We start from the raw sequence: 26,546 nt of genomic DNA, 5'->3' as shown, positions 1-26,546 counted from the left end.
AAGGATCGGACCTTACTCGCCCTCAGATAGCGCTGGCGTGTGACTTGTCCCATTTATCAGCGTTGCAACTAAGGGAGCCATGTAGAGGAGATTCCAGTGGCAATAGCCAATCCACATTCATGCGGCTGCGAATGGATAGAGCGGGGCACAGGATGTAAACCGCAGGCGACTAAAGTCGCCCCTACAGAGATCTGCGGTCTACTTGTAGACGGGCGTCTGCTTCCGTCGCTTGCGGCCTGCCCCGCCCTTAGCGACCTGCGTATTTCTCGGAGAACACCCTGATCACCTCATCCAGAATCGCTAGCGCATCCCCTACCTGTGCCGCCGTTACGATGCACGGCGGCACGACGTGCAGGCGGTTTTCCACGGTGAACGTCAGCAGGCCGCGCTGGATGAGTGCACTCTTCATCTCGGCAACGATAGGCCCGGCTAGCGGTGTCTTTGCCTTCGTATCGCTGACGAACTCTAGCGCCCAGAACAACCCAATCCCGCGCGCCTCGCCGATCAGCGGATATTTCTCCGCCAGCTTCGTCAGCCCCGGCGCCAGCACTTCCTGACCGATCTGCCGGGCATTGTCCACGATCCGTTCCTCGGCCATCGCGTCCAGCGTTGCGACGATGGCCGCCATGGCCAACGGATGACCCGAATAGGTCAGGCCACCTGGAAAGAAGTGGGTATCGAAATAATCGCAGATGGGCTTGGAGATCATTACGCCGCCTGCCGGCACATACCCCGAGTTGACGCCTTTGGCGAAGGTGATGAGGTCGGGTTTGGCGCCGAAGTTGTCGAGCGCCAGCCATTTTCCTGTGCGCCCGAAACCTGCCATCACTTCATCGAAAATCAGCAAGATGCCGTATTGATCGGCAAGCGCGCGGACGCCCTCCATATAGCCTTTAGGCGGTACGAGAATGCCTGCTGTACCCGGAATGCTTTCCAACAGGATTGCCGCGATCGCACCGGGACCTTCGCACTCGATCACACGATGCAGATGCTGCAAGGCACGTTCGCATTCTTCTTCTTCATTCGTCGCATGGAACTCTGTGCGGTACAGGTACGGGTTGAAGAAGTGCACGTGGCCACGCGCGTATTCGTTCGGCACTCGGCGTGGGTCACCCGTGGCGACGATCGCCGCGCCGGTACTGCCGTGATAGGAGCGATAGGCGGACAGGATCTTGTCACGGCCAGTGAACAGACGGGCCATGCGGATGGCGTTTTCGTTGGCGTCCGCACCCGCGTTGGTGAAAAACACCTTGCTGAAGCCTTCCGGCGCGTGGGCGAGAATGCGTTTGGCCGCCTCGCCGCGCATCAGGTTAGCGGTTGCCGGAGCGATGGTCACGAGCGTATCGGCCTGAGCCTTGATCGCCTCGATCACCTTGGGATGCTGATGTCCAATGTTGGTGTTCACCAGCTGGCTGCTGAAATCCAAATAATGTTTGCCATCGTAATCCCACAGTTCGCAGCCACGGCCGCCTGCGATCACAAGCGGGTTGAGGTTGCCCTGCGTCGACCATGAATGGAAAACGTGTTGGCGATCGAGATCGTAAACGTACTGATTGCTGACGGGCATGATGGCGGCCTTTGTCGGTGATAGGGCGGTATCGGCACCTTATGAACATCCACCGGTGCGACGTAGAGCCAGATCGCGCGGAAGGGCAGGTCAGCGCTGTCCCTTCTGATCCAGAGATCTGGCCCTACGGAGCAGTCGCTCAGCGGCTAGAGTGAGTGCACACCCATCTATCCGAGGCTGGCCCACATGGCACATGCATTCACCCCAGGCGCGATACGCGAAGGCAGCCCCATCTACGACACACTCGACAGTGCCGCCATACGGCAAGCACGCATAGACCTGGCGGCCTGTTTCCGTATGGCGGCGCGACTGGGCCTGGGGGAGGGTATCTGTAACCACTTTTCGTTCGTTCTGCCCGGACACCCCGACCTGTTTCTGGTGAACCCGTTCGGGCTGGCATTTGCCGAGGTCACGGCTCGTTCGCTATTGATCTGCGACTTCCATGGCAACGTCATCGCGGGTGATGGGCGCCCGGAAGCGACGGCGTTCTACATCCATGCCCAACTCCATCGGCTCAATCCGCGCGCAACCGCGGCTTTTCACACGCACATGCCGAATGCCACCGCCCTCTGCCTGTTGGAGGGCGCGCCTTTCGTCTGGGCAGGCCAGACTGCGCTCAAGTTCTACGATCGGCTGGTGGTCGACGAAGACTATAACGGGCTTGCGCTGGACAACGCCGAAGGCGAGCGCATCGCGCGTGCTGCGGGGGATGCGGATGTGGTGATGCTGAAAAACCATGGCCCGCTCGTGTTGGGACCGACGATCGCGGAAGCGTGGGACGACCTTTATTACCTGGAGCGCGCAGCAGAGGTGCAGCTCAAGGCGATGTCCAGTGGGCGGCCGCTGAAGACCGTGCCTCACGACGTCGCCCATGCTGCGTGCCAGCAGATGCTCGACGGCAACGCGGAAAGTGCCAGGCTGCATCTGGAAAGTGTGAAGCGGCAGTTGCTCGCGTCCGAGCCGGCTTTTGCAGAGTGAGCCGCGGAGTGAGCCGTTGCTGATGGAGCGTTAGCGGGGAGGGTGGCCGACATGGGAAGGAGTACCGCATCGCGAGCATGGCTCGCTCCCACCTATACACATGTGTACGGCCACCTAACGGAGCCAGCATGACACCTGTGGGAGCGGGCCATGCCTGCGACAGGTCCATCCAACCCTCACCTGCGAAGACAAAAACGCCACCCGAGGAGGTGGCGTTCTTGTTAGCGGAGCCGGCAGATCAATTGATACCGTCGAGCAGCCCGGCCATGTCATCCGCGTGCTCTTCTTCCTGGGCAAGGATGTCTTCGAAGATGCGGCGGGTGGTGGGGTCCTTGTCGCCAATGTACTGAACGATTTCGCGGTAGCTGTCGATGGCGATACGTTCGGCGATCAGGTTTTCCATCACCATCTCACGCAGGTTTTCACCTTCGACGTACTGGGCATGGGCGCGCTCGGTCAGGCCTTCGGGGTTGAAGTTAGGCTCGCCGCCCAATTGGACGATGCGCTCGGCCAGCCGATCGGCGTGTTCCTGCTCCTGGTCGGCGTGCTCCTGGAATTCATCCGCGACGACGCTGGCTTTGACGCCGTTGGCCATGAAGTAGTGACGCTTGTAGCGCATCCAGCACACCAGCTCGGTCGCTAGGGCTTCGTTCAGCAAGCGCAGGATGGTTTCGCGGTCGGCGGTGTAGGTTTCAGTGACGGCACCGTTTTCCACATGCTGTCGGGCGCGTTCGCGCAGGGTGTGCTTGTCGCTCAGTTGTACGTAGCTCATCTCGGTCTCCAACGTATCAGGGGGCGGTCTCTCGCTCGCAGGCGCCGCTATGTCGTCTCATCGATTGGAAAGCGGAGAGATGTAAAAAGTTTTATCGGCAAAGAGATCGACGTTTGTCGTTGACGCTGAACGGCATGTGCGTCGGCAAATCGAAAGAGGTGTGTCCAACGAAATGGCTAGGGGTGTCCCATGCCTCGCGGAGATAAGCGTAAATACACCGTCGAGCAACAGCGCAAGGCGGAGAAGATTGAAGAGAGCTACGAGCAACGCGGCGTTTCTTCGGAGGAAGCCGAAGCCCGGGCATGGGCGACGGTGAATAAACAGTCCGGCGGCGGCGAGCGCAAAGGCGGTTCGGGCCAGCGTAAAAGCGCATCCGCCAAGACCGCTGCCCGTGAGGACTCGGCGAAACGTGCCGTCGCGACCAAGCGCGGTCGTTCACCCAATAAAGGCTCGGCTCGTTCGTCCAACGGCGGCAGCGCGAATGACGGTTCGCTGGACGCGTTGACGGTCAGCGAGCTCAAGTCGCGTGCGGCCAAGAAGGGTATTAGCGGGCGGTCGACCATGCGCAAGCAGCAACTCATTCAAGCGCTGCGCGCGGCGTAATGGAGGCTTCTGTGGCCAATCGACTGGCTGATTCGGGCGTAATGCTCATCGTTGCAATGATGTTTGTCGTGACGGCGGTGCAGGTGTTTGCCTAGGGGTGAGGGGAGTCCGGGTACCCGTTGGAGCCGATGATGAAAGCATCGCGGGCATGGCCCGTTCCCACGGAATAGTGGTCTCTCATCCTCAGGGCGGCCTGGGCTGTCTGCGTCGTCTGCCGAGCGTCACGGTCATTCATGCTCCCTGCACCGACCTTGTGCAAAAAGTCCCATAGCCGCTACTGAAAACAAGTCGCATCACCGGCATACTGCCGTGCCCGAATGAATGGAGCGCAGGCATGGATGTGCAATGGTGGTACTGGCTGGTTGCGGCGGGTGTATTGATTGCAGCGGAGCTGCTCGTGCCTGCCTTCTTCGTGTTCTGGTTCGGTCTGGGGGCGGCGCTGGTCAGCGTCACGCTGTTGGTCGTGCCGGGGCTTTCGTTCGCCGCTCAGCTGTTGCTGTGGGCGGCCGCTTCTGCCCTCATGGTCGTCGTGTGGTTCCGCTTCTTCCGCAAGGAAGCACCGGCGGACCAGCGCTGGACTGCGCAAGCCTATGAAGGCACTTCGGGGATCATCCTGACTCCGGTGGATACCTTCACTAAAGGGCGAGTCCGCTTCGCCCGGTCAATCCTCGGCAGCGACGAATGGAGCTGCACGTCGAACGACAGTCTCGCTGTTGGCGAGCAGGTCATACTTGTCGAAATTCATGGAAACGTGGCGAAAGTCGCCCGCGCTTAAAGGAAGCTCCTATGCCTGAACTCATCGTAGCCGCCGTCATTCTCCTGCTCGTCGTCATTACCATTGGCGCCGGTGTGCGCCTTGTGCCGCAAGGGGAGGAGTGGGTCGTCGAGCGGCTGGGTCGGTACCGGGCGACGCTGCTGCCCGGTTTGAACCTGATCATTCCCTACGTCGATCGGGTGGCTTATCGGCTACCCACCAAAGATCTGATCCTCGATGTACCGCAGCAGGCGGTCATCACTAGCGATAACGCGGTGATCCTCGCGAATGCCATCGCGTTCATCAAAGTGACCGATCCCAAACAGGCGTCCTACGGCGTGGAAAATTATGCCCAGGCCGTCATCAGCCTAGCGACCACCTCGCTGCGCTCGATCATCGGTGAGATGGAGTTGGACAAGGCGCTGTCGTCGCGCGAGCAGATCAAGGCACAGCTCATCGATGCAATGGCGAACAGCACCGGCGATTGGGGCATCACGGTGCGTTCGGTCGAACTGCAGGACATCCAGCCGTCGGAATCCATGCAGCTCGCCATGGAGCAGCAAGCCGCTGCGGAGCGTCTGCGGAAGGCGGCGGTGACCAAGGCATCGGGTGAAAAAGAGGCGATGGTATTGGATGCGCAAGGGCGCCTCGAAGCCGCGAAGCTCGATGCCCATGCACAAGTTGCCCTCGCGCGGGCGTCTGCCGAAGCGATCCGCAGCGTGAAGGAGGCGCTGGGGGAAGACAGCAACGCGATGATGTACCTGCTCGGCGAGCGCTACATCAAGACCTTGGAAAACCTCGGTGACAGCAACAACTCGAAGCTGGTGGTGCTGCCTGCCGATCTGCCGGCAGCCATTCGCGGGTTCATGAAAAGTTGACCGACACGGCAGCCGCAGCGCTTCGGCATGCGCTGCCCCTTCTGGTACTGCTATTTGGTGCGTTAATAGGCTGCATCTCGGCTTCTGGCGTGCTGTCAGGGCTCGTCTTTATCGCGTTGGTTTTGCACGGCCGGCGATGGATGGGCGAGGTGTTCTGGAACGTTTTGATCTTGGTCGCGTCGATTGCGCTGGCCGCCCATGTGGTGCCGGGATTCCTTCCGCTGAACGTCCGTACGCCCTATACCGTCAGCGCCGATGCGCCGCCCTATCAATTGCGGTTGTCCTGGGACAAATGTCTGGTTGGCGCCGCGTTATTGGGGTTGTGGCCGTGGGGTGCGCCAGCGCGAGGTACTAGCCGATGCCGAATAGCCTCTGTGTGCATCGCGACGCTAATAGGCGTACCGGCGCTTGCGATGCTGATCGGGGTCGTAGGTTGGCAGCCCAAATGGCCAGAGATACTGCCTGTTTGGCTGGCGATCAACCTAGGCGTGGCGGTGCTAGCCGAAGAGTTGATCTTCCGCGGAATGTTGCAAGGGTTGCTCGTGCAACGTTGCGGAGCCGTCGTTGGCATCGGCCTGACAGCGGTGCTATTCGGGCTGGTGCACGTGCCGTTTAGCGCATCATTCGCGCTGGTCGCGGCTGTTGCCGGGCTTGGCTATGGATTGGCGTATCACTACAGCGGTCGACTATCTATCGCGATAGCGCTGCATGCGGCGGTGAACCTGCTGCACTTTCTCTTGTTGAGTTACCCGATTCGAATAGCGTGAGTCGTAGGGCGGGCGTAAACCGCGGCTTTTCGAGTCATTGGCGCGGATTGCCCCCACCCTACGAAAGCTGTCGTTCGGCTTAGAACATATAGCTCACCGTGCCTACCACCGCACGACGGTTGCCCGTAAAGCAGTCTCCACGTGCCAGGCAGGTCGTGTAGTAGGAGTCGTCCGCGAGGTTGGTGCCGGTGACGCTGAAGTCCCAGTTTTCGTAGCGATACCCTGCCATCGCGTCATAGAGCGTCGTCGAATCGGTCTTGATGGGGTCGTCGTAGCTGGCGCCGACATAACGAACGCCTGCGCCGACGCGAAAGCCGGGAATACCGGCGACGTTGAACCGATAGGTATTCCACAGTGACGCCATGTGCTGCGGCACGCTGGGCAAGCGATTGCCTTCGTCCACACCCGGCGTTCCCTTCAACACTTCAGTGTCGAGATAGGTGTAGTTGCCGATGACGTCCCAGGCGTCGGTCACGGCGACCTGTGCTTCCAACTCCAGCCCACGTACGCGGGATTCGCCCACTTGCGCCGACACCGTAGGGTCGGTCGGGTCCGGCACTTGTCGGTTTTCCTCGCGAACATCGAACACGGCAGCGGTGTAGAGGCTGTCCGTGCCGACCGGCTGGTATTTCACGCCGAGCTCCCATTGCTTGCCCATCAACGGCTTGTAGGACTCGCCCGTCACGGCATTCAAGCCGATGGTGGGTTGGAAGGATTCGCTGTAGCTGATGTAGGGCGCAATGCCACTGTCGAACAGATAGGTCAGCGCAACGCGCTTGGTCGTTTCGGTGTCCTTCTGCGCCTCGCTACCATCCACCGCGGTACGCGCCCAGTCCTTGCGGAAACCGAGCGTCAGCAACCAATGCTCGTCGAACTTGATCTGGTCTTGGACATAGATGCCCTTTTGCGCGATGCGCTGCTCCGGCTGCGCGGTCAACGTGATACCGCTGCCATCGAAGGAGCCATAGACGGGGTCGACGAGATCGATGGGCGTTGCCGTGCCCGAAGCCCTGTCGTCATTGGTAACGACGTGCTGATAGTCCAAGCCGAACAGCAGAGAGTGCTCGAAGCGCCCATGGTTGAAGCGGGTCTCCGCTTGATGATCCGCAGTCCAGACGGTGACCTCCGGCTTGGAAATGGAATAGACGCGGTTCATGGTTCGACCATCTGGATTGATCGTGGGTGGGAAGGCGCCGTACATCGTTTGGTAACTCACGTCACTGTTTTCCCAGCGCAGATTTTGGCGCAGCGTCCAGGCGTCATTCGGCTGATAGCTCATGAGCGACGTCACTGATTTGCGTTTGCTGTCGTACTCGTCGAAGCCGGGCTCACTGAAGAATCGATGGGTGGGGATGTGGCCGAACGGAGCGGAAAAGAGGGTGCCCTCGTGAGGGGGAAAGCCTGAGTTCGTACCGGATTCGTCCTTTTGGTAATCGGTCAAGACGGTCCATTCGAATGCGTCGTTCGGTCGCCAGGTAATGGATGGCGCCAGCAACAGGCGATCATCGTCTACATGGTCGACCTGGGTTTGGCTCTCGCGCTTGAGCGCTACCAGGCGATAGAGCAGGGTGCCGTCTTCATTCAAGGGTCCCGTCGTGTCGACGGCCAGTTGGCGACGATTGAAATTGCCGTACTGGAGCTGAATTTCACCTTTGCGTTCGGCTTGCGGACGCTTGGTCACCATGTTCAGCAATCCGCCCACCGGGCTTTGCCCGTACAACATCGACGAAGGGCCCTTTAGCACTTCGATGCGTTCGAGTTGAAACGGCTCCGGGCGGGTCGTGTTGAAAGAGCCGAACGTGCGTTGCAAGCCATCCTGAAACGTCGCCGGTGTGCTTCCCCGGACCAATGCGGAGTCGCCACGGCTGTCCTGGCCGTAGGCTTCACCTCGAACGCCGGAGACATAACGCAGCGCATCCTGCACGGTCAATGAGCCTTGGTCGCGCATGCGCTGTGCGGTGATGACCGAGACGGATTGCGGAACTTCGGTAATCGCCGCGTCGGTTTTACTCCCCGTGCGCGTTCGCTTGGCGGTGTACCCCTCTACGGGACCGTCACCGCGTTCTTCAATCTCTTCTGCGGTAATCGCTTGCGGTGCGAGTTCGAGGCTATCGGACTGGGCGTAGACATCGAATGCCGTCCAGGAAAGTGAGACGCTGGCCGCGCAAACGGCCAGGTTCAAGGGGCGGCGCAGGAAAGAGGAAGACATTCGTGGCTCCGGGCGGATCAGTGACGGAGCCTAAGTATTAATAATAAGGATTCTTATTTAAATCGTTGCGTTTTGCCACTGCAAAGCCGATAGAGACGGTGAAATGGCTCCGTTGCGATGCTCGGGAGCGCTTGGAAGTGGTGCTATGGCTTTTTCGGGACGCGCCTTACTGCTGCAAAAGATCGTGCAGCTCGACGAACTGCTGCGACAGTTTGTGGCGAGGGTCCAGATGAATCAAAGGTACGCACGCATGGTGGGATTCGCGCATCTTGACTGAGCTCATCAAATTCACCGGCAGGACGGGCAGGCCCTCGGCGACCAATTCGTCGATCATCTGCTGGGGCAGGCTGGCGCGCGGTTGGAATTGGTTCACCACGATGCCGTCTACCTCGAGGCTGTCGTTGTGGTCTTCCTTGAGCTCTTCGATTTCGCGGAGCAAGCCGTAAAGGGCGTTGCGGGAAAAACTATCGCAGTCGAAAGGGATGAGCACGCGGTTAGCGGCAATCAATGCCGATACGGTGTAGAAGTTCAGCGCCGGTGGGGTGTCCAGATAGATCTGGTCGTAGTCGTCTTCCAGGCTATCCAGTAATTTGCGCAGCTTGTTGATCTTGTGTTTCGACTCGAGCTTCGGCTGCAGGTCGGCAAGCTCGGGTGACGCCGTGACCAGGTGCAGGTTTTCGTGAGGTGTCTGGTAGATCTTGACCTTGCCTTTTTTGGCAGCAGGACCACCATCCAGCGAATGCTGAAAGAATTCGGCAATGCCGGTGGGGATATCGTCGACGTCCAGGCCCGTCAGGTAATGACTCGTGTTCGCCTGGGCGTCCAGATCCACGACTAATGTGCGGTAACCCTGCGATGCGCTAACCGCGGCCAGGTTGCACGTGATACTGGACTTGCCTACACCCCCTTTCTGATTGAACACCACGCGTCGCATCGCCTATTCGCTCCCTATTCCCTCTCTCTATAAGCGCTGGACTGTGCCACGTCTGCCGCGATGCGCGCTACCACGCTTGTATGACAATTGCGCGATAGGGGCGACATAGACGCGTGGCGATCGAAGCGCCCAGGGGGAGTGCCCGAACGTGGGCATAGCCCACTTAAAGAGAGCAGCTCAGGCCTCGCAGCGCGCCGTCAGGCGCGCATTGGCAGAGAATTAGAAAACGGGGACGTAGAGGAAGATCTGCGAGTCCTGCGCATCGATGCCGGTAAACGCTTCGGTGTAATGCTCGAAGCAGGCACCTGGCCGGGGCTGCAGGCCACGTGCGGGCAGCAGCTCTGCGAACAATCGGCGAAAGCTCGTGGCGACGCCAGGCGCGGTGCCCAAGTGGACGTAGCGGGCATAGCGGCCGGCGGGAATTTCTTGGCGCAGCAGCCCGGACGGCACGGAAGCGCCGGGCTCGGTCGCGACCGCAGCCAGGTAGTGAAGCGCCCCCGCCTGTTGCCAGCTGACACCGTACCAATCGCTATCCCCCACACGGTCTGGAATGGAGCCGACTTGGCTAGCAAAGCGCCGCCACAGTCCCGCGATGTCTTCGCCTTTGCCGGGTTCGAATAGCAGACCCATCACTTCGATAGAGGGATGGTCAACGATTTCAAGGGACATGGTGCAATCCTCGTTCAGAAACGGTCGACACCTTAACCGATTGCGGCCCGAGCAGCAGCCGCAACGCATTCCAACATCGCCGCCTTCCTGCGCCAGCCGCGCAGTCAATCGCCCGAGGAGGAAGCATGCCCCTGCGAAATGCAGTTCAGCTGATCACTTACCCAAACCGCCTGGGTCACAACCTCGGTCAACTGGCCGACTTTCTCGAACAGCATCTAGACGGCGCCGTCGGCGGCGTTCATATCCTGCCGTTGTATCCGTCCAATGCGGACGGCGGCTTTTCACCGTTGACGCATCTGGAAGTAGACCCGGCCTACGGCAGTTGGGCGGACGTCGAGCGAATCTCGGCTCGTTTCGATCTGTGTGTCGATCTCATCATCAGTCACATTGCTGACGCGTCACCCGAATTTCTCGACTATGTCGCGAAGGGCGACGCATCGGCGTACGCCGATTTGTTCGTGCAGGTGGAAACGTTGGGTGATATCTCGCAGGAAGACCTGGCGAAGATTCATATCCGCAAGGAAAAGGAGCCTTTTCGCGACGTCGAGCACGCTGACGGAACCGCCTCTCGCGTGTGGTGCACGTTCACCGAGCGCCAGATCGATCTCGATTACCGGTCACCGGAAACCTACCGCCTGATGGAGCGCTACCTGGCGTTTCTCGCGGCGCGCGGCGTGAAGCTGTTTCGTCTGGACGCATTCGGCTACACCACCAAGCGCGTTGGGACCAATTGTTTTCTGGTCGAACCGGATGTCTATCAGATCCTCGAGTGGTTTCGCGAAGCGGGGGCGAAACACGGCGCAGAAATGCTGCCGGAGGTACATGACCACATCAGCTACCAGTACGCCATTTCGCGGCGGGGGATGCGGCCCTACGGCTTTGCGTTGCCGCCGTTGGTGCTGCACGCGTTTCTTCAGGGCAGCAGCGTGCATCTCGAGCGCTGGCTACGGATGTGTCCGCGCAATCAGGTCACGGTGCTCGATACGCACGACGGTATCTGCATTCCCGATGTCGAAGGCTTGTTGCCGGAGGACGAAATTCGTCATTTGATCGAGCAAGTGTCCGCCCGTAGCGCGGACCCGATTATGCGTCGGTCTGCCGTCAATGTTCACAGCGTGGGTGCGATCTATCAGCTCACCTGCACGTTCTACGAGGCGTTGCAGAAGAACGACGACGCCTACGTAGCGGCGCGTGCGATCCAGTTGTTCGCACCCGGCATTCCACAGGTCTACTACGTCGGTTTGCTGGCCGGCAGCAATGATTTCGATCTGTGCGATGCGACGGGTGAGTCCCGGGACGTTAACCGCCACGTTTATACGCTAGAGGAGGCCGAAGCCGAGTTGCAGCGCCCAGTCGTACAGCGTGTGCTGGCGTTAATGCGCTTACGCAACGCGCACCCGGCCTTCGATGGGCGCTTCGAATTGCAGCAGTCGGGTCCGGGGCGTTTGGCGATGGGGTGGCGACAGGGCGACCATTTCTGTCGGCTGAGTGTCGACTTGAAGCACTACGAGACCCAGATCGAGGCATCGGGCAGCGGTAGCGGTTCGTACTGAAGATGCGCGACGTCCGGGCTGCGGACGCTTACTCGCGTAGCCAAGTTTGCGTTCGGCCCAGGGCCTCAATACCGATGTAGCCGCGTAGCTGAAGCTTTTCACCGTCCTCATCGAGGGTAAGCTTGGCGCGGTAGGTCTTGCCTTTCGACGGATCCAGTACGGTGCCACCGGACCAGACGTGGTCGCCATCCGGCTTGAGGTCCCAAAGGATGGTCATGCCTTCTATGGGCTGGTTCTTGCGCTCGCCATCGCAGGCGTCACAGAGGGGGTGAGGGCCTTTGTCGGATTGCAGGATCTGGACGACCTTACCGCTAAGCGTTCCGCTCGGTCCTGACTGTATTACGACGATGGATTTGGTGCGGCCCGTTTCATCATCGATGGTCTTCCAACGGCCTGTGGGCGACTCTGCACCAATGGCGGTACTGCAGAGCGCACCCAACGCCAGGGCGGTCACGACGGAGATACAAGTCTTGCGCATGTTTTGCTCCAGGGGTAAGGCGCGTACGGCGCCAGTTATCATCGACTCTATATCAAAGGCTGCTACCGCACTCACGTAGCTGCCCACCGGCGCACTGCATCAGATCGGTGTCGGCAATCGCTCGATCAGGCGAGCAAGGGCAATACGTTGGCTGTCGTCGGCATCGACGATTTGAAAGCCTGCCCAACCACCGATGCCATCACTGGCAGGGCGCGTCCACAAGCAATCCAGGGTGAGACTGACCGCTTCCGTCGGCGTGCCTGGAGAAGCAGGTACGAGTTGGCAAACCCAGACAGACTCTTCGACAGGGAGCGTTGGGCAAAACAGCATCGTACCGCCCACCGATAGATCCACCACCCGGCCCAACCGTGCGCCACTCGCGATATGAACCGCTTCCAACAACACGTCACCGCTGTACCGAATGTGCTTGCGACGCTCCATGCGTTCTCCTTGGTCAGTCACGCGTGGTCATCTTCGTGAGCATGCGGTGGATGGCGTGTATGGCGCGATCGACGAGCGAGGGCTGCTCGGTCTTGTCGAGCAGTCGTGCGCTACCCGATAGCATTTCCATGGCGAGCTGACGGATCGGCTTCACCGCGACCCGCTGGCCCATCTTGTCCACGAACATGTAGTTTTCCGTGGTTGGGCTGAACCACGATAGTTTCAGTTGAACCTTCCCGCCGTCTTGCTGGAATTCGAAATAGCGACCGTACTCGACGTGTTCGAGTACCCGCAGGTGTTCTTTCAGTGAATGCTCCAGCGCGGCATCCATCGGTGGTGTCATGGACGCTTCGGATGGCGGAGCGCTTGCGGCTGCCGGCGTGGCCACGGCAGCTCGGGTGGCAGCAGGCATCGGTGCCGATAAGGCACTGCCGAGCGCTTTCTGGATTTTCGCGATCTCCGTGCTCGAAAAGCGCCCGAGCAGGTTCAGGCCGGAGGCGATGCCCGCCATCAACGCTTCATGGCCCTGGGTGTTGCCAATGTGACGAGTATCGCCGCGTGCTAACGTCTGCGCGGTGCGCTGCGCAGCTTTGAAACTCTCGCTGTTTTCGCCTTCGCGCAGCTGAATGAACACCAGCACGTCGTTCCATGTAAGCCGCAGGAAGTCTTCGATCGCGGAAGGTAGCGCGTGGTCGGCCGTCAAGCGGGCAATGACCGCATTGGCCCGGCTCCGGGCGCTCGCAAGGCGGTCGTGACCTTTTGCGGTTTCCACTGCCCGTTGTTCCCGCAAGCGTGCTTTTTCTTCGAGCTCATTAATGAAACGGTCGACGGCGTCGGTCAGCTCGCGGATGGATGAAGGCGAGGGCAGGGCGTCGGCGAGCAGTGTGTTGTCGATCTGCCGAAATTCATCGATCAAACGGCTTTCGTTCGCTTCATTTCCCGCTGACAGGTCCACCGCGAGTGCTAGTCGATCGAGTAGGCGACGCAGGGGGTGCCCGGGATCGACGAACACGTCCGGCTCGTCCAGGGAGAACCGCAAAAACGGGATATGCAGCCGACCCAACGCCTGCTGGAACGTGTTGGGTACGCGGGCGTCGGCTTTTATATAGTCGAACAGCATGCCGACCAGATCGATTGTCTGCGCGTCGCCATCCGCCACGCGCCCTTTGGAGCGGTGACGCACGGCCAGCTCGCGTTGGAGCGCTTGCTTTAGATGTTCGGACGAGATTGATCCTGCCGTGTGGGTACGCGCCTGCTGTTGCAAATGGATCAGCAGGTCATCGATCGCCTCTCGCCCGATGACAGGCTCGCTCGTGGGTGCAGCGGATGTCAGCGGGTGACTGCCTCCGGGCAATCGTTGCGCCATGGACGTTTGTCGAACACGCTCGATGAGGTGCCGGATATCACTGACACGCTGGGCGGCGCGTGCGTATTCCGAGAGCGAGCTCGGGTCCACGGCGGTGCTGCCATGCGATTTGGCGGCTGGCGAGAAAGCTGCGTGGGTCGTTTGAGTCGCGGTTGGCTTTTGCGGCGGCTTCGCTGGCTTTTGGGGCGCCTTTAGTCCCGCCTGGGTGAAAAGTGCGTCAATTGCTTTATAGAGCGGGCCCGCTTCACGCATAACGTGTTGATCGAACAGCGTATAGACGACGCGTTTGACCTTCGAGGGCAGCGACGTCTGGCCGAGTGCGTGGTGGAAGCAGTCGGCGAGAGTGCGGGGCGTTAACGGCGATTCTCCGGACACTGCCGCGTGAGACACCAGCATATGCAGGCGCGCCTCTATGCCCGCTAGCAGCGCATGGTGCTCCTGCCGTGACCAGGCTACGGTGTTTTCGACCTGCAGCCGTTCTTCGAACAGGTCCTGCTCTATCAATGCCAGCGTGTCTGGGGCGGCAGCCGGTTCTGACGAGCGGATCCGGTTCGGCTGGAAATAGTGGACATAGCTTTGGCTCAGGCGCCGAATGAATGCCTGCTCGATCGCGCCATGTTGCTGGCGTACCGCGCGCAGGCTATCGAGAAACATCGTCTGCACCTGATTGTTCTCGGCGCGCTCGGCACATTCCAGAAGCGTGTCGTCGGCATGGGTAAAGACGTGTTCGAGGCCGGCAGCCACGTGGTCCAGTTGGAGTTTTCGACAGGTTTGAACCAGGAGACCGTATCCAAATCCGGGTTGGCTTCCCTTCGATGAGGAGGGCGGAAGTTCGTTCGACATAGTGGTGATCTTCAGGGCTGCGAGCGGCGCAGAGAACGTGCCTGACCGGGGCTCATATATAGCACTGTGCCAGTGGGCTGCAAATGCTTGAAGAAAAAAGAGGTTTTGGGGTTGACAGCGGTTCGCGGAAACGTAAAATGGCGCGCCTCTGAGACGCGAATCGCATTAGCGGGGCGGGTCAAGGAGGCTAGAAGTACTGTTCCGCGATAGCTCAGTCGGTAGAGCAAATGACTGTTAATCATTGGGTCCCTGGTTCGAGTCCAGGTCGCGGAGCCAACTTCTAATCGGGGTATAGCGCAGTCCGGTAGCGCGCCTGCTTTGGGAGCAGGATGTCGGGAGTTCGAATCTCTCTACCCCGACCAAGGGTCGTTAGCTCAGTCGGTAGAGCAGTTGGCTTTTAACCAATTGGTCGTAGGTTCGAATCCTACACGACCCACCACATTTCGATCGAAACCCTCCCTCGTGGAGGGTTTTGTCGTTCTGGGCTCGAATTCAGTCGGCACGCAAGCTGCTGCAGCGTGTAGGTAGATCCGGTCGGGTAGATCCGGTCGGGTAGGCCCGGACGGCGCAGGCGTCCGGGAATTCGTTGAGCGGCTACGGCTCGGTGGTCAACACCCTCGCTCGTTTCGTTCGAATGTTGGGGCATTGAAGGCTTCGTTCGACGAACTCCAACAACAGCCTCGCTGCGGTCGGCGTGGTGTCGAGGCCTTCGATCAAGGCCGTGACATTCAAGCCTTCAGCTTCCAGAACACTTCGCTTGCGTTCCAGGCACGTCGCCAAGAGTTCCGGTGTGAATTCCGGGTGGAACTGGCTGGACCAGGTCTCGCCGCCGTAATGAAGAATCTGGTGCGGATCTCGTTTCGTCCCGGCTAGCACGCGTGCGTCTGGTGGAAGGTCCAGTACGCTTTGCTCATGGCTAAGGATGGCGGTAAACGTGTCCGGGAAATGCGCGAGCCGCGGATGTGTCCGGCCCTCGGGGCTTAGCCTTACCGTATGGGCGCCAAGCTCTCGACCGCCAGGCAAGTAGTCGACGCGACCACCCAATGCATGTGCAATCAGCTGATGTCCGTAGCAAACGCCGAACAGTGGTACGTGCGCGGCGTGCATATCCTGAATCCACTGCGCAGTGCGTTCGCTCCAGTCCGCACGGTCAGTCACCATCGACCAGGACCCGCTGATGATGGCTGCGCCTACGCACGACGCGCTGGGCAGCGGTTCGCCCAAGTGCGGGCGGACGCAAACGGATTCGACCGGCAACTCTTCGAGCAAGGCGTTGAACCAGTCCAGTTGCTCGCCCACCTGTCGTCGTAGGTCTTCCGGAGGAACACTCATCTGAACGATCAGCAATGGTGCGAAAGCGGTGGCGGTCATCTCTCTACCTTTGAGTCGACGTGACCACCGTGTGGGCTGGCCACGAGGGAACGGAGTCCGCTCGAGCGCGTACGTGCCGGTTGGTCGTCACGCGCAAAAGCGGCGCTTTGGATCGTCAATGCAACTTCAGTCTTGGCTCCGTACTACGGCCAATTCGGTCGCTCAGCATCAGCAGGGCGGTACGAACCGGGCCGTAAAGCGCGGTTTGGTGCAGCCGGTACAGCGAGACGTAGAACATCCGAGCAAGCCAGCCTTCCAGTTTCACGCTGCCCATCAAGTTACCCATGAGGTTGCCCACGGCGCTGAAACGGGACAGCGAAATCAGTGACCCGTAATCCTTGTAACGGTAAGTTGACAGTGGTTTGCCTTGCAGCCGTTGTTGCAAGGATTTTGCCAGCGTTGAGGCTTGCTGATGGGCGGCTTGGGCACGGGGGGGGACGTTTTGCTCACTGCCGTCCCCTTTCGGGCAGGCGGCGCAGTCGCCGAAGGCGAAGATATCGTCATCCAGCGTCGTTTGCAGGGTTGGCCGAACCACCAATTGATTGATGCGGTTGGTTTCCAGCCCGTCCAGGTTCGCGAGAAACGCCGGTGCGCGGATGCCCGCCGCCCAAACTTTGAGCGAAGCCGGTATGACGCTGCCATCTTTCGTAGTGAGACCTTCGGCACTGACTTCGGCGACCGCTGAACCTACCAAGACCTTCACGCCAATCTTTTCGAGCGTCTGGTGCACCGAGGTGCTGATTCGCTCGGGAAGCGCGGGCAATACCCGTGGTCCGGCTTCGACCAGGCTGATGCGCAAGTCATCGGGTTGGATGCGGTCGAGACCGTAGTCGGCCAGTTCGCGCGCGGCATGGTGCAACTCGGCAGCCAACTCCACACCGGTCGCACCGGCCCCGACGATGGCGATGTCAATCGTCGATCCCGCCGTCTGCCCGGCATGCGCCCGCATGTAATGCGCAAGAAATTGACGATGGAAGCGTTCAGCTTGTGCGCGGGTATCGAGAAAAATGCAGTGCTCGGCCGCACCGGGCGTGCCGAAGTCATTGGTGTTGCTACCCACGGACAGTACGAGCGTGTCGTAGGCGAGCTCACGCTGGGGGAGAATTTCGACGCCATTCTCATCCAGGGAGGCCTGCAAGGTGATGACCTTACGTTGGCGGTCGAGACCGCCCATGCGGCCCAGTTGAAAATGGAACGAGTTCCACTTTGCCTGTGCGACATAGTTGAGCTCGTCTTCCGACGAATTCAGCGACCCTGCCGCCACTTCATGGAGCAGGGGCTTCCAAATGTGCGTCATGTTGGCGTCGACCAGGGTAATGGTCGCCTTCTTGCGTTTGCCCAGGGTTTTACCCAGACGGGTTGCTAGCTCAAGGCCACCGGCGCCGCCGCCGACGATCACGATACGTGGGTTCATTGGAAAGTCTCGTAAGGTTGAAAGAAAGCGGTGTCGATCGGGCGAGCGCTGAGATCGCGCCTGCGAGAACCAGAAAGGCCGCGGGCAATCCCGTGCAGCTGCGAGCGCCGATCGTAAAATTCGTGGGAAGCGCGCCAGGGTGGCATTCGAGCGCCTGCTCAAGGTGTCCGCAGACATGCCGAGCCTCGTACCTCAGGGGGCGCGATGGGGGCGCGAGCGGGGCGGATCGATGCATCTGACGCATGAGCGTTCCTGATCGAGAGGTAGGCATTCTAGCCGCGCCCAATAACCCGCTCAACGTGCTTTCCCGTAAAGGCGGACCGGCGAATCGCTCGATTTTGAACATGCTGCAGGCGGGGATCTGCCGATGAAAAGAGCCTGTTTGAGTGGCACTGTCGCCCGGTGTTCCCGGACTGGGCGCAACGGAACGTAACGATGCACCCGGCCTGCATCGCCGAGATGGTGCGAACGTGTGGATTTTCTGCACCTAAATCGACCGCGCTGCGCCTGCTGATCTCTTTCTGCCGCCGCTTTGAAGATGCTTCTTCCGGCGTGCCGCCCAGATGACCGAAACACAATTGAAACAATGGTTTAGGCCATGCATATCGGCACCATCATGGGTGTCCCATCCTCGGGCCTGTAATGGGGGCACCTAATCCGCTGGCATAGGCTTTGCTCAAGCCTCTGCGTCCACTCAGCGAATTCTCCTCAGGAGCAGCACATGCCACACAATGGTTTCCGTAAAGCGGTAATGGCAATGGCGATCACCTACGCGGCCGGGCTAACGACGCTCGCGCAGGCTGACGTCATTATCGGTGTGGCAGGCCCCATGACGGGCGGGAACGCGGCCTTCGGCGAGCAGTTCTGGCGCGGTGCGGAACAGGCCGCAGCCGATATCAACGCCGCCGGCGGGATCGATGGCGAGAAGATCACGCTCATCAAAGCCGACGACGCATGCGAGCCCAAGCAGGCGGTGGCGGTTGCGAACCGCTTGGTGGACTCCGATAACGTCGTCGCGGTCGTTGGACACTTCTGTTCGTCGTCCACGATTCCGGCGTCCGAGGTCTACGATGAAGCGGGCATCATTTCCATTACGCCTGGCTCGACCAACCCGCAGGTGACCGAACGCGGTCTGACGGGTGAATTTCGCATGTGCGGCCGCGACGACCAGCAGGGCACCATCGCCGGCGACTACATCGTCGATACGTTGAAGGCTACGAAAGTCGCCGTCATTCACGATAAGGATACCTACGGGCAGGGCTTGGCGGACGCTACCCGCGCGCAACTCAACAAGCGTGGGGTGAAGGAGGTCATGTACGAAGGCCTGACCCGTGGCGAAAAGGACTTCAATGCGTTGGTGACGAAAATCCGCGCGTCCGGTGCGGATGTCGTCTACTTCGGTGGCCTGCACCCGGAGGCGGGTCCGCTGGTGCGTCAAATGCGCGAGCAAGGTGTCACGGCCAAATTCGTGTCCGGCGATGGCATCGTCACGGATGAACTCGTCGGCACTGCCGGTGGGCCGCAATTCGTGGATGGAGTGCTGATGACGTTCGGCGCAGATCCTCGCTTGATTCCAGACGGCAAAGCCGTCATCGAGAAATTCCGCGCGAATGGCTACGAGCCGGAAGGTTACACGCTGTATTCCTACGCGTCGGTCCAGGCCATCGCGGCGGCCTTCAATGGGGCAGGCAGTACCGATGGCGCCGAAGCCAGCCAGTGGCTGAAGAGCCATCCCGTCCAGACCGTCATGGGAACCAAGTCATTCGATGAGAAGGGTGATCTGAAGGTATCCGACTACGTGATGTACCAGTGGGGTGCTGACGGCAAGTACAAACAGCTCTAGGTCGCGAATCGTTGAACGCCTGCCGTGCCATAGCGCGGCAGGCTAATAGAGGGTTGCGCGCGACACGTACTTCTTTCCCGCGTTCGAGCCGCGTCGGCGGTTCGAGTCGGTCAGTCGTTTTCGTTTTGGCTTCGAGCCCGTCCCGCGCGCGATCCGCTTTTCAGTCCCAAGCGAGACTCGATCGATGGATGCGATTTTCTGGCAGCAAATGGTCAACGGCCTCACCCTGGGCGCGGTGTATGGGCTGATCGCCATTGGCTATACGATGGTGTACGGCATCATCGGCATGATCAATTTCGCCCACGGCGAGGTGTACATGGTGTCGGCGTACCTTGCGGCCATCGCCATCGCGCTACTGGGTTTCTTTGGGATTCATTCTTTCCCGCTGGTGATCCTGGGGACATTGATCTTCACCATCGTGGTGACCGGGGTGTACGGTTTCGCCATCGAGCGCATCGCCTACAAACCGCTGCGCAACTCCACGCGGCTCGCACCGCTGATCTCCGCCATCGGCATGTCGCTGATCCTGCAGAACTACGTTCAGCTCAGCCAGGGTGCGCGTCAGCAAGGCATTCCTACGTTGCTCGAAGGCAGCCTACGCCTGCATATCGGTGACGACTTCGTGCAGCTCACCTATACCAAGGTGTTCATCCTCGTTGCGGCCGTGCTCGGCATGTTGGCGCTGACCTTCATCATCCAGAAGACGCGGCTAGGGCGGATGTGCCGGGCGACCCAGCAAGATCGCAAGATGGCGCAGATCCTCGGTATCAACACCGATCGGGTGATCTCCTACGTCTTCATTATTGGTGCCGCCATGGCGGGGCTTGCCGGTGTCCTGATCACGCTCAACTACGGTACGTTCGATTTTTATGCGGGTTTCATCATTGGCATCAAAGCGTTCACCGCTGCGGTGTTGGGCGGCATCGGGTCGTTGCCCGGCGCGATGCTCGGTGGGCTGATCCTCGGCATCGCCGAAGCGCAGTTCTCCGGCATGGTCAACACGGATTACAAGGACGTGTTCAGCTTCTCGCTGCTGGTGTTGATCCTGATTTTTCGGCCGCAAGGGCTCCTGGGGCGTCCCCAGGTGACGAAGGTGTAGCGCCATGAGCAGTCCTTCGATCGATCTCAAAAAGGCGGTACTGGATGCATTGATGGCCGGCCTGTTGGCCTTGGTCGTGTTCGGGCCCATCGTCGGCGTCGTGCTGCAGGGCTACGCCTTCCAGATGGAAGCCGGGCGAGTGGCATGGATGGTGGGCGTGTTCATGGTTGGGCGCCTGCTGCTCAGCGTGTTCCTGCAAACCGCGCGTGGGCAGCGTCTTCTCGATAGTTTCGAACAAACCAGTGGCGGAGTGGGCGTGCTGCCGCCGGGGCACAAGTCACGGATCAAGTGGGTCATCCTCACGCTGATCGTACTGGCGTGCATTTTCCCGTTCTTCGCCAACAAGTACCTGCTGACGGTCGTCATCTTCGGGCTGATCTACGTGCTGCTCGGCCTCGGGCTGAACATCGTGGTTGGCCTCGCCGGATTGCTGGACCTCGGTTTCGTTGGTTTCTATGCGATCGGTGCCTACGGACTGGCGCTGGGGTACGAGTACCTGGGGCTGGGCTTCTGGACGGTATTGCCGCTGGCTGCCGTCACCGCGGCGCTGGCGGGCGCGATTCTTGGGTTTCCGGTCTTGCGCATGCATGGCGACTATTTGGCCATCGTGACGCTCGGCTTCGGCGAGATCATTCGCCTGGTGCTGAACAACTGGCTGTCGTTCACCGGCGGACCAAACGGGATGTCGGCACCGGCGCCCACCTTCTTCGGCCTGGAGTTCGCACGCCGTGCCAAGGATGGCGGGACGCCGTATCACGAGTTTTTCGGGGTCAGTTATGACGCCGACATGAAGTTCCTCTTCATCTACGCCGTGCTGTTCGTCGTCGTGCTGCTGGTGCTCTACATCAAACATCGCCTGAGTCGCATGCCCGTTGGGCGCGCCTGGGAGGCGCTGCGCGAGGACGAGATTGCCTGCCGCGCCATGGGGTTGAACCATGTGCTGGTGAAACTCTCGGCGTTCATGCTTGGCGCCTCGACCGCGGGCCTTGCCGGGGTGTTTTTCGCGACCTATTCAGGCTTCGTCAATCCGGCGTCGTTCACGTTTTTCGAGTCGGCGCTGATTCTGGCGATCGTCGTGCTTGGCGGAATGGGATCGACCGTCGGCGTGGTCATCGCCGCCTTCGTCCTGACGGTGACGCCCGAGCTGCTGCGCAGTTTCGCGGACTATCGGGTATTGCTGTTCGGCGTGTTGATGGTGGTCATGATGATCTGGAAGCCGCGGGGGCTCATTCGTATCAACCGGATTGGCATTGCCCCGCGTAAGGGAGTGGCGCCATGAGCGACGTCATTCTTTCCGTAGAGCGATTGATGATGCATTTCGGCGGCATCAAGGCCCTGAATGACGTCAGCTTCGAGATTCGGCGGGGGTCCATATCGGCCTTGATCGGGCCAAACGGTGCCGGCAAAACGACGGTGTTCAATTGCCTGACCGGTTTCTATTCGGCCACGGGGGGGAAAATCCTGCTCAATGCCCAGGGCCGGAGCACCGATGTCATCCAGATTCTCGGCGAACCCTTTCAATTCGATGATTTCGTCAAGCCGAGTCAGTTCGGCTCGCGCGTCTGGTACAAGATGTTCGGCGGCACCCATCTGGTGAACCGAGCGGGTCTTGCCCGTACCTTCCAGAACATCCGTCTGTTCAAGGAAATGACGGTGCTGGAAAACCTGTTGGTGGCTCAGCACATGTTGGCGAACCGCAATTTGATCGCCGGCGTTTTCAACTTGCCGAGTTACCGCAATGCCGAAAGTCGTCTGCTAGACACCGCCTTCTATTGGCTGGAAGTGGTCGATCTGGTGGAGCACGCCAATCGGCTGGCGGGCGAGCTCTCCTATGGCCAGCAACGGCGCCTGGAAATTGCCCGTGCAATGTGTACTGGCCCCGAAATCATTTGCCTCGATGAACCCGCTGCGGGGCTCAACCCTGCCGAGACCGCTGCGCTGGCGAACATGATCCGCGTACTGCGCGATGGGCACGGCATCACTGTGCTGTTGATCGAACACGACATGAACATGGTCATGAGCATTTCCGACCATATTGTCGTGCTCGATCACGGCTTGGTCATCGCCCAAGGCGGGCCGGAGGCAGTCAAGAACGACCCGAAAGTGATCGCAGCCTACCTCGGTGCGGAAGAGGAGGAGGTGGCATGAGCGCTGGCCCATTGATGGAGTTCAAGAACGTCGATGTGTTTTATGGGCAGATCCACGCCTTGAAGCGTGTCAGCCTGCACATCGATGAAGGGGAAACGGTGAGCCTGATCGGCGCCAACGGCGCGGGGAAGTCGACGCTGTTGATGTCGATCTTCGGCCAGCCCCGTGCGGCATCCGGACAGATTCTTTACCGCGGAGCGGATATCTCCAAGAAGTCCGCGCATTACGTCGCTTCCAACGGTATCGCCCAGTCACCCGAGGGGCGACGTGTATTTCCCGACATGACGGTCGAGGAAAACCTGCTGATGGGGACGATTCCAATTGGTATGAAGCACGCGGATGAGGACAAGCAGCGGATGTTCGAACTCTTCCCGCGTTTGCAGGAACGGCGCAATCAGCGGGCCATGACCATGTCCGGCGGTGAGCAGCAGATGCTGGCGATCGCGCGTGCGTTGATGAGCCGGCCGAAACTACTACTGCTGGACGAACCCTCGCTCGGCTTGGCGCCCATTGTGGTGAAGCAAATTTTCGCGACCTTGCGTGAACTGGCGAAGAGCGGCATGACGATATTCCTCGTCGAACAAAATGCCAATCACGCGCTTAAGCTCAGTGATCGTGCCTATGTCATGGTGACTGGGGAAATCCGCATGACGGGTACGGGCAGCGAACTGCTCGGTAACGAAGAGGTGCGTAACGCGTATCTGGGCGGGCATTGAGCGGTCGCCGTAGGGAGGCCGAAGTCGCCGCCCACGGAGCGCGGATGTCGTCCGTGGGTGGCAAGGCCCGAAGCTACAAGCCGCCGCATCAGCCGATCTGACGACCCAGTGGCGTACGTTCGAAACCGTCGGCCGCGAGCGTTTGATCCTGTTCCGCAGGGCTGAGTTTGTCATTGGAGATAAAGCGACCCAGGGGTGTCTTGTCCGAGCCGTCATCTGCGAGCGCTTCGCCAAGCGGAGTACGTTCAAAGCCATCAGCAGCGATCTTCTCGCCAAGCGGAGTACGTTCGAAGCCGTCAGCAGCGATCTTCTGACCAAGTGGGGTACGTTCGAAGCCATCAGCGGCGACCTTCTGGCCAAGCGGAGTACGCTCGAAACCATCCGCAGCGATCTTCTCGCCGAGCGGCGTCCGATCGAAACCGTCCTGCGCGACAGGGCTTTCCAGTCGGCTTGATGAAGGCGTGTCCTGTACCTCGCCAACCGGCGCTTGCGGCGTAGCAGGCAATGCGAATGCAGTGCTGGTAGCGGTGGCTAATATAAGAGCGGCGAGGAAGTTCTGTTTAACGTTCATGAGTGTTCTCCAGTTCGGGGGGGAAGTGAATCTGGGAACAATGCTCGCGCTGTAGACGCATTGGCGGAAGACAAACGGGCCGATAGCAAACATCGACGTTCGTGATTCAATTCGAGCAGGCCGTCAGGGATGCACGTTTCGGCAGTGATCGCGTAGCACGACGTGGCCGCCGAGACGCCCGGATGGAGGTGACGAATCGAGCGTTGTACAACGCTGAGCGTGATTAGGATGAGTCATCCCGGCATCCGATCAGTCAGACCTTTTGTGAAGGCGGTGCTTCCGTCGTACGAAACGAGTATCCGATGAAGCGATTTCGAATAGCGCTCTACGCCGTAGCAGGCTTGCTGGTCTTTCTGCTGCTGGTGCTGGTCATCTTCATGGCGGTTTTCAATTGGAACCTGCTCAAGCCCACGATCAATGAACAGGTCTCCGAGACGCTTGGGCGTCCGTTTGCCATCGAGGGTAACCTGGACGTCCATTGGGCACGCGATCACGAGGCAGAAGGTTGGCGGCGTTGGGTGCCTCACCCGACCGCAAGCGCGGAATCGATCACCCTGGGTAACGCCGACTGGGGTAAGGCCCCGTATTTCGTAAGGCTGGAACGCGTCGAACTCGAGCTTTCTCCGCTTGCGCTGCTGGGCAAACGTATTGCTATCCCCCGGATCCAGCTAACAGGCCCCTCTGCGCACATCGAGCGTTTGGCTGACGGCAGAGCGAACTGGACGTTCGAAAAGCTCACGACGGATACCAACGATGCGGAGAAAGAGAAGGCGCCGTCCGCCTGGACGTTGGATATCGGCACTATTGGGTTCGACAAGGGCGCGGTGACTGTCGCTGACGAAGCGCAACGCGTCGATGTCGCCCTGAACGTCACGCCGCTCGGCAAGCCGATTCCCTACAACGAGATCGTTGGCGGGGCGGTCGGCAAGCGGAACGACGAAGCGGCCGCTCCACAAGACTACGCGTTCGCCTGGGACGCCAAGGGGCGTTATCGTGGGCAGGCGTTGTCCGGTGAGGGCAAGATTGGCGGTTTGCTCGCCCTTCAGGATGCAGCGATCCCGTTTCCCGTACAGGTCGATCTCCGGGCTGGCAATACGCGTGCGGTGGTCGAGGGCACGTTGACCGACCCTCGCAACCTAGGCGCGCTGGACCTGCGGCTTCGGTTGTCCGGCGACAGCCTGGGCAACCTGTACCCACTGACCGGCGTCACACTGCCGGACACCGGTGCCTATGCAACGGATGGCCGTCTGCGGGCCGAGCTGCAAAATGCGGAGGGCCCTACGTTCCGCTACGAAGGCTTCAATGGCCGTATCGGCGGCAGTGACATTCACGGGGATCTTGCCTTCATCAGCGGTGAGCCACGGGCCAAATTGACCGGCGATCTCACCTCCAATCAGCTGCTTTTTGCAGACCTTGCGCCCCTAATCGGCGCGGACTCCAGCGAAGAGAAGAAGGCCCGCGGCGTCGAAGATAAGCAGCCAAGCGAGCGAGTGTTACCAACCGAGGAATTCAAAACAGACCGCTGGCGCGACATGGATGCCGACGTCCGCTTCACCGGCAAGCGCATCGAGCATGGCGAAACCTTACCCATCAGCGACCTGAGTACGCATGTGGTGCTGGAGAACGGTGTGTTGAGTCTGCAGCCGTTGAGCCTCGGTGTCGCAGGCGGCCGGCTGGATACGCAAATTCGCCTGGATGGGCAGCGCTCGCCGTTGAGCGGTCAGGTGACGCTGAAAGCACGCAGTTTCAAGCTCAAGCAGTTGTTCCCCACGGTCGAGACCATGCAGAACAGCCTTGGCGAATTGAACGGCGATGCGGATATTCGCGGGACTGGCAACTCAGTCGCAGCCCTGCTTGGCACCGCGAATGGCGATCTGCGACTGCTGATGAACGATGGCACCGTCAGCCGGAGCCTGATGGAAATTGCGGGCTTGAATGTCGGTAACTACCTGGTTGGACGGCTGTTCGGTGACGATGAGGTCCAGATCAACTGCGCAGTGTCCGACATCAATTTCAAAGACGGTCTGGCAACACCTCGCGTCTTCGTGCTGGACACGGAAAACGCCGTGATCAACATCGCCGGCAGCGTGAACCTGAAGACCGAAGGGCTGGATCTGGATGTGGTTCCCCGTTCCAAAGGGCTACGCATCATTTCGTTGCGTTCGCCGTTGTACGTCGACGGTACGTTCAAGAACCCAAGCCCAGGCGTACACGCCGGCCCGCTCGCGCTTCGCGGCGCAGGGCTTGTCGTCCTCGGTGCAACCGTGGGACCCGCCGCTGGGCTGCTGGCGCTGATTGCACCCAGTGGTGGTCAGGCCGATCAGTGCGGCCCGTTGCTGGAGCAAGTCAAGAAAGCGCCTTGATGCACCCATCCTGCGGGAGCGAGCCATGCTCGCGATAGGGGATGGAGCAAAACGCATTTCTGCACGGTGTCATTCCATCGCGGGCACGGCAGATCGTTGTCGCGCCCGGCTTTACAGCGACGTGGATAAGGCGGCGCCGTTATCCACCCTACGTCGGCCAAGCCTGTGGGCATGGCCGATCACCGCCTGGGTGGGCACCGGCTCGTAGG

Annotated in this window: 23 protein-coding genes and 3 tRNA genes; 15 read left to right on the top strand and 11 right to left on the bottom strand. The window is 60.1% G+C overall.

From position 1 onward, the window contains the following. Window positions 1-247: 247 nt before the first annotated feature. The gene (locus IEY47_RS14010; protein ID WP_188983875.1) at window positions 248-1,567 is read right to left on the bottom strand and encodes an aspartate aminotransferase family protein; all 1,320 of its coding nucleotides are present in this window, start codon (window positions 1,565-1,567) and stop codon (window positions 248-250) included. Between the two features lie 186 nt (window positions 1,568-1,753). On the opposite strand from IEY47_RS14010, the gene IEY47_RS14005 reads away from it, so the two are divergent. Then, window positions 1,754-2,545 carry an aldolase gene (locus IEY47_RS14005; protein ID WP_188983874.1) on the top strand — a complete coding sequence of 264 codons (792 nt, stop codon included), beginning with the start codon at window positions 1,754-1,756 and terminating at the stop codon, window positions 2,543-2,545. Window positions 2,546-2,783: 238 nt separating this feature from the next. On the opposite strand, the gene IEY47_RS14000 is transcribed toward IEY47_RS14005, so the two are convergent. After that, window positions 2,784-3,317 carry a ferritin-like domain-containing protein gene (locus IEY47_RS14000; protein WP_188983873.1) on the bottom strand — a complete coding sequence of 178 codons (534 nt, stop codon included), beginning with the start codon at window positions 3,315-3,317 and terminating at the stop codon, window positions 2,784-2,786. A gap of 189 nt (window positions 3,318-3,506) precedes the next feature. Between IEY47_RS14000 and IEY47_RS13995 the strand changes: the two genes are divergently transcribed. The 4 genes from IEY47_RS13995 to IEY47_RS13980 all read left to right on the top strand — a co-directional run bounded on the left by IEY47_RS13995 (window position 3,507) and on the right by IEY47_RS13980 (window position 6,319). Then, the gene (locus IEY47_RS13995; protein ID WP_188983872.1) at window positions 3,507-3,920 is read left to right on the top strand and encodes a Rho termination factor N-terminal domain-containing protein; all 414 of its coding nucleotides are present in this window, start codon (window positions 3,507-3,509) and stop codon (window positions 3,918-3,920) included. Window positions 3,921-4,254: 334 nt separating this feature from the next. Beyond that, the gene (locus tag IEY47_RS13990) at window positions 4,255-4,695 is read left to right on the top strand and encodes an NfeD family protein (RefSeq protein WP_188983871.1); all 441 of its coding nucleotides are present in this window, start codon (window positions 4,255-4,257) and stop codon (window positions 4,693-4,695) included. Window positions 4,696-4,706: 11 nt separating this feature from the next. Next, window positions 4,707-5,552 carry an SPFH domain-containing protein gene (locus IEY47_RS13985; RefSeq protein WP_188983870.1) on the top strand — a complete coding sequence of 282 codons (846 nt, stop codon included), beginning with the start codon at window positions 4,707-4,709 and terminating at the stop codon, window positions 5,550-5,552. Continuing rightward, a complete protein-coding gene (locus tag IEY47_RS13980) occupies window positions 5,549-6,319 on the top strand; it encodes a CPBP family intramembrane glutamic endopeptidase (RefSeq protein ID WP_229779438.1) in 771 nt (256 codons plus the stop codon). Before IEY47_RS13985 ends, IEY47_RS13980 begins: the two co-directional genes overlap by 4 nt. Window positions 6,320-6,398: 79 nt before the next feature. Here IEY47_RS13980 and IEY47_RS13975 read toward each other — a convergent pair whose 3' ends face one another. From IEY47_RS13975 to IEY47_RS13965, 3 genes are all read right to left on the bottom strand, one after another. Then, window positions 6,399-8,528 (bottom strand): TonB-dependent siderophore receptor, encoded by a 2,130-nt coding sequence (locus IEY47_RS13975; RefSeq protein WP_188983869.1) that lies wholly within the window; start codon window positions 8,526-8,528, stop codon window positions 6,399-6,401. Between the two features lie 166 nt (window positions 8,529-8,694). Then, the gene (locus IEY47_RS13970; protein ID WP_188983868.1) at window positions 8,695-9,462 is read right to left on the bottom strand and encodes a ParA family protein; all 768 of its coding nucleotides are present in this window, start codon (window positions 9,460-9,462) and stop codon (window positions 8,695-8,697) included. Window positions 9,463-9,681: 219 nt separating this feature from the next. Further along, window positions 9,682-10,131 (bottom strand): GyrI-like domain-containing protein, encoded by a 450-nt coding sequence (locus IEY47_RS13965; RefSeq protein ID WP_188983867.1) that lies wholly within the window; start codon window positions 10,129-10,131, stop codon window positions 9,682-9,684. Between the two features lie 125 nt (window positions 10,132-10,256). On the opposite strand from IEY47_RS13965, the gene gtfA reads away from it, so the two are divergent. Beyond that, window positions 10,257-11,684, top strand: a complete 1,428-nt coding sequence (gene gtfA, locus IEY47_RS13960; protein ID WP_188983866.1) for a sucrose phosphorylase — start codon at window positions 10,257-10,259, stop codon at window positions 11,682-11,684. A 28-nt stretch (window positions 11,685-11,712) separates the two neighbouring features. Here gtfA and IEY47_RS13955 read toward each other — a convergent pair whose 3' ends face one another. From IEY47_RS13955 to IEY47_RS13945, 3 genes are all read right to left on the bottom strand, one after another. Beyond that, on the bottom strand, window positions 11,713-12,162 hold the full coding sequence (locus tag IEY47_RS13955) for a DUF2147 domain-containing protein (protein ID WP_188983865.1): 450 nt from the start codon (window positions 12,160-12,162) through the stop codon (window positions 11,713-11,715). A 99-nt stretch (window positions 12,163-12,261) separates the two neighbouring features. Further along, a complete protein-coding gene (locus IEY47_RS13950) occupies window positions 12,262-12,603 on the bottom strand; it encodes a PilZ domain-containing protein (protein ID WP_188983864.1) in 342 nt (113 codons plus the stop codon). A 13-nt stretch (window positions 12,604-12,616) separates the two neighbouring features. After that, window positions 12,617-14,812 carry a DUF1631 family protein gene (locus IEY47_RS13945; RefSeq protein ID WP_188983863.1) on the bottom strand — a complete coding sequence of 732 codons (2,196 nt, stop codon included), beginning with the start codon at window positions 14,810-14,812 and terminating at the stop codon, window positions 12,617-12,619. A gap of 200 nt (window positions 14,813-15,012) precedes the next feature. On the opposite strand from IEY47_RS13945, the gene IEY47_RS13940 reads away from it, so the two are divergent. From IEY47_RS13940 to IEY47_RS13930, 3 genes are all read left to right on the top strand, one after another. Then, window positions 15,013-15,088 (top strand) — tRNA-Asn (locus IEY47_RS13940). Between the two features lie 9 nt (window positions 15,089-15,097). After that, window positions 15,098-15,174, top strand: a tRNA-Pro gene (locus IEY47_RS13935). A 1-nt stretch (window position 15,175) separates the two neighbouring features. Further along, a tRNA-Lys gene (locus tag IEY47_RS13930) sits at window positions 15,176-15,251 on the top strand. A gap of 155 nt (window positions 15,252-15,406) precedes the next feature. On the opposite strand, the gene IEY47_RS13925 is transcribed toward IEY47_RS13930, so the two are convergent. Further along, on the bottom strand, window positions 15,407-16,183 hold the full coding sequence (locus tag IEY47_RS13925) for a glutamine amidotransferase (RefSeq protein ID WP_188983862.1): 777 nt from the start codon (window positions 16,181-16,183) through the stop codon (window positions 15,407-15,409). A gap of 115 nt (window positions 16,184-16,298) precedes the next feature. Then, window positions 16,299-17,597, bottom strand: a complete 1,299-nt coding sequence (locus IEY47_RS13920; protein ID WP_188983861.1) for an NAD(P)/FAD-dependent oxidoreductase — start codon at window positions 17,595-17,597, stop codon at window positions 16,299-16,301. Window positions 17,598-18,318: 721 nt separating this feature from the next. On the opposite strand from IEY47_RS13920, the gene IEY47_RS13915 reads away from it, so the two are divergent. The 5 genes from IEY47_RS13915 to IEY47_RS13895 all read left to right on the top strand — a co-directional run bounded on the left by IEY47_RS13915 (window position 18,319) and on the right by IEY47_RS13895 (window position 23,403). Continuing rightward, on the top strand, window positions 18,319-19,440 hold the full coding sequence (locus IEY47_RS13915; protein ID WP_188983860.1) for a branched-chain amino acid ABC transporter substrate-binding protein: 1,122 nt from the start codon (window positions 18,319-18,321) through the stop codon (window positions 19,438-19,440). Window positions 19,441-19,624: 184 nt separating this feature from the next. Further along, complete coding sequence (locus tag IEY47_RS13910; protein WP_188983859.1) at window positions 19,625-20,539, top strand: ABC transporter permease subunit; 915 nt, start codon at window positions 19,625-19,627, stop codon at window positions 20,537-20,539. A 4-nt stretch (window positions 20,540-20,543) separates the two neighbouring features. Then, complete coding sequence (livM, locus tag IEY47_RS13905; protein WP_188983858.1) at window positions 20,544-21,818, top strand: high-affinity branched-chain amino acid ABC transporter permease LivM; 1,275 nt, start codon at window positions 20,544-20,546, stop codon at window positions 21,816-21,818. Beyond that, on the top strand, window positions 21,815-22,687 hold the full coding sequence (locus tag IEY47_RS13900; RefSeq protein WP_188983857.1) for an ABC transporter ATP-binding protein: 873 nt from the start codon (window positions 21,815-21,817) through the stop codon (window positions 22,685-22,687). Before livM ends, IEY47_RS13900 begins: the two co-directional genes overlap by 4 nt. Then, complete coding sequence (locus IEY47_RS13895) at window positions 22,684-23,403, top strand: ABC transporter ATP-binding protein (protein WP_188983856.1); 720 nt, start codon at window positions 22,684-22,686, stop codon at window positions 23,401-23,403. The genes IEY47_RS13900 and IEY47_RS13895 overlap by 4 nt, the downstream gene beginning before the upstream one ends. Window positions 23,404-23,491: 88 nt before the next feature. Here IEY47_RS13895 and IEY47_RS13890 read toward each other — a convergent pair whose 3' ends face one another. Next, complete coding sequence (locus IEY47_RS13890) at window positions 23,492-23,974, bottom strand: hypothetical protein (RefSeq protein ID WP_188983855.1); 483 nt, start codon at window positions 23,972-23,974, stop codon at window positions 23,492-23,494. Between the two features lie 302 nt (window positions 23,975-24,276). Between IEY47_RS13890 and IEY47_RS13885 the strand changes: the two genes are divergently transcribed. Next, a complete protein-coding gene (locus IEY47_RS13885; protein ID WP_188983854.1) occupies window positions 24,277-26,337 on the top strand; it encodes an AsmA family protein in 2,061 nt (686 codons plus the stop codon). Window positions 26,338-26,546 lie beyond the last annotated feature (209 nt).

This window comes from Pseudomonas matsuisoli, assembly GCF_014647635.1.
Lineage (GTDB): Bacteria > Pseudomonadota > Gammaproteobacteria > Pseudomonadales > Pseudomonadaceae > Pseudomonas_P > Pseudomonas_P matsuisoli.
This window is presented reverse-complemented; position numbering and strand designations above follow the sequence as displayed.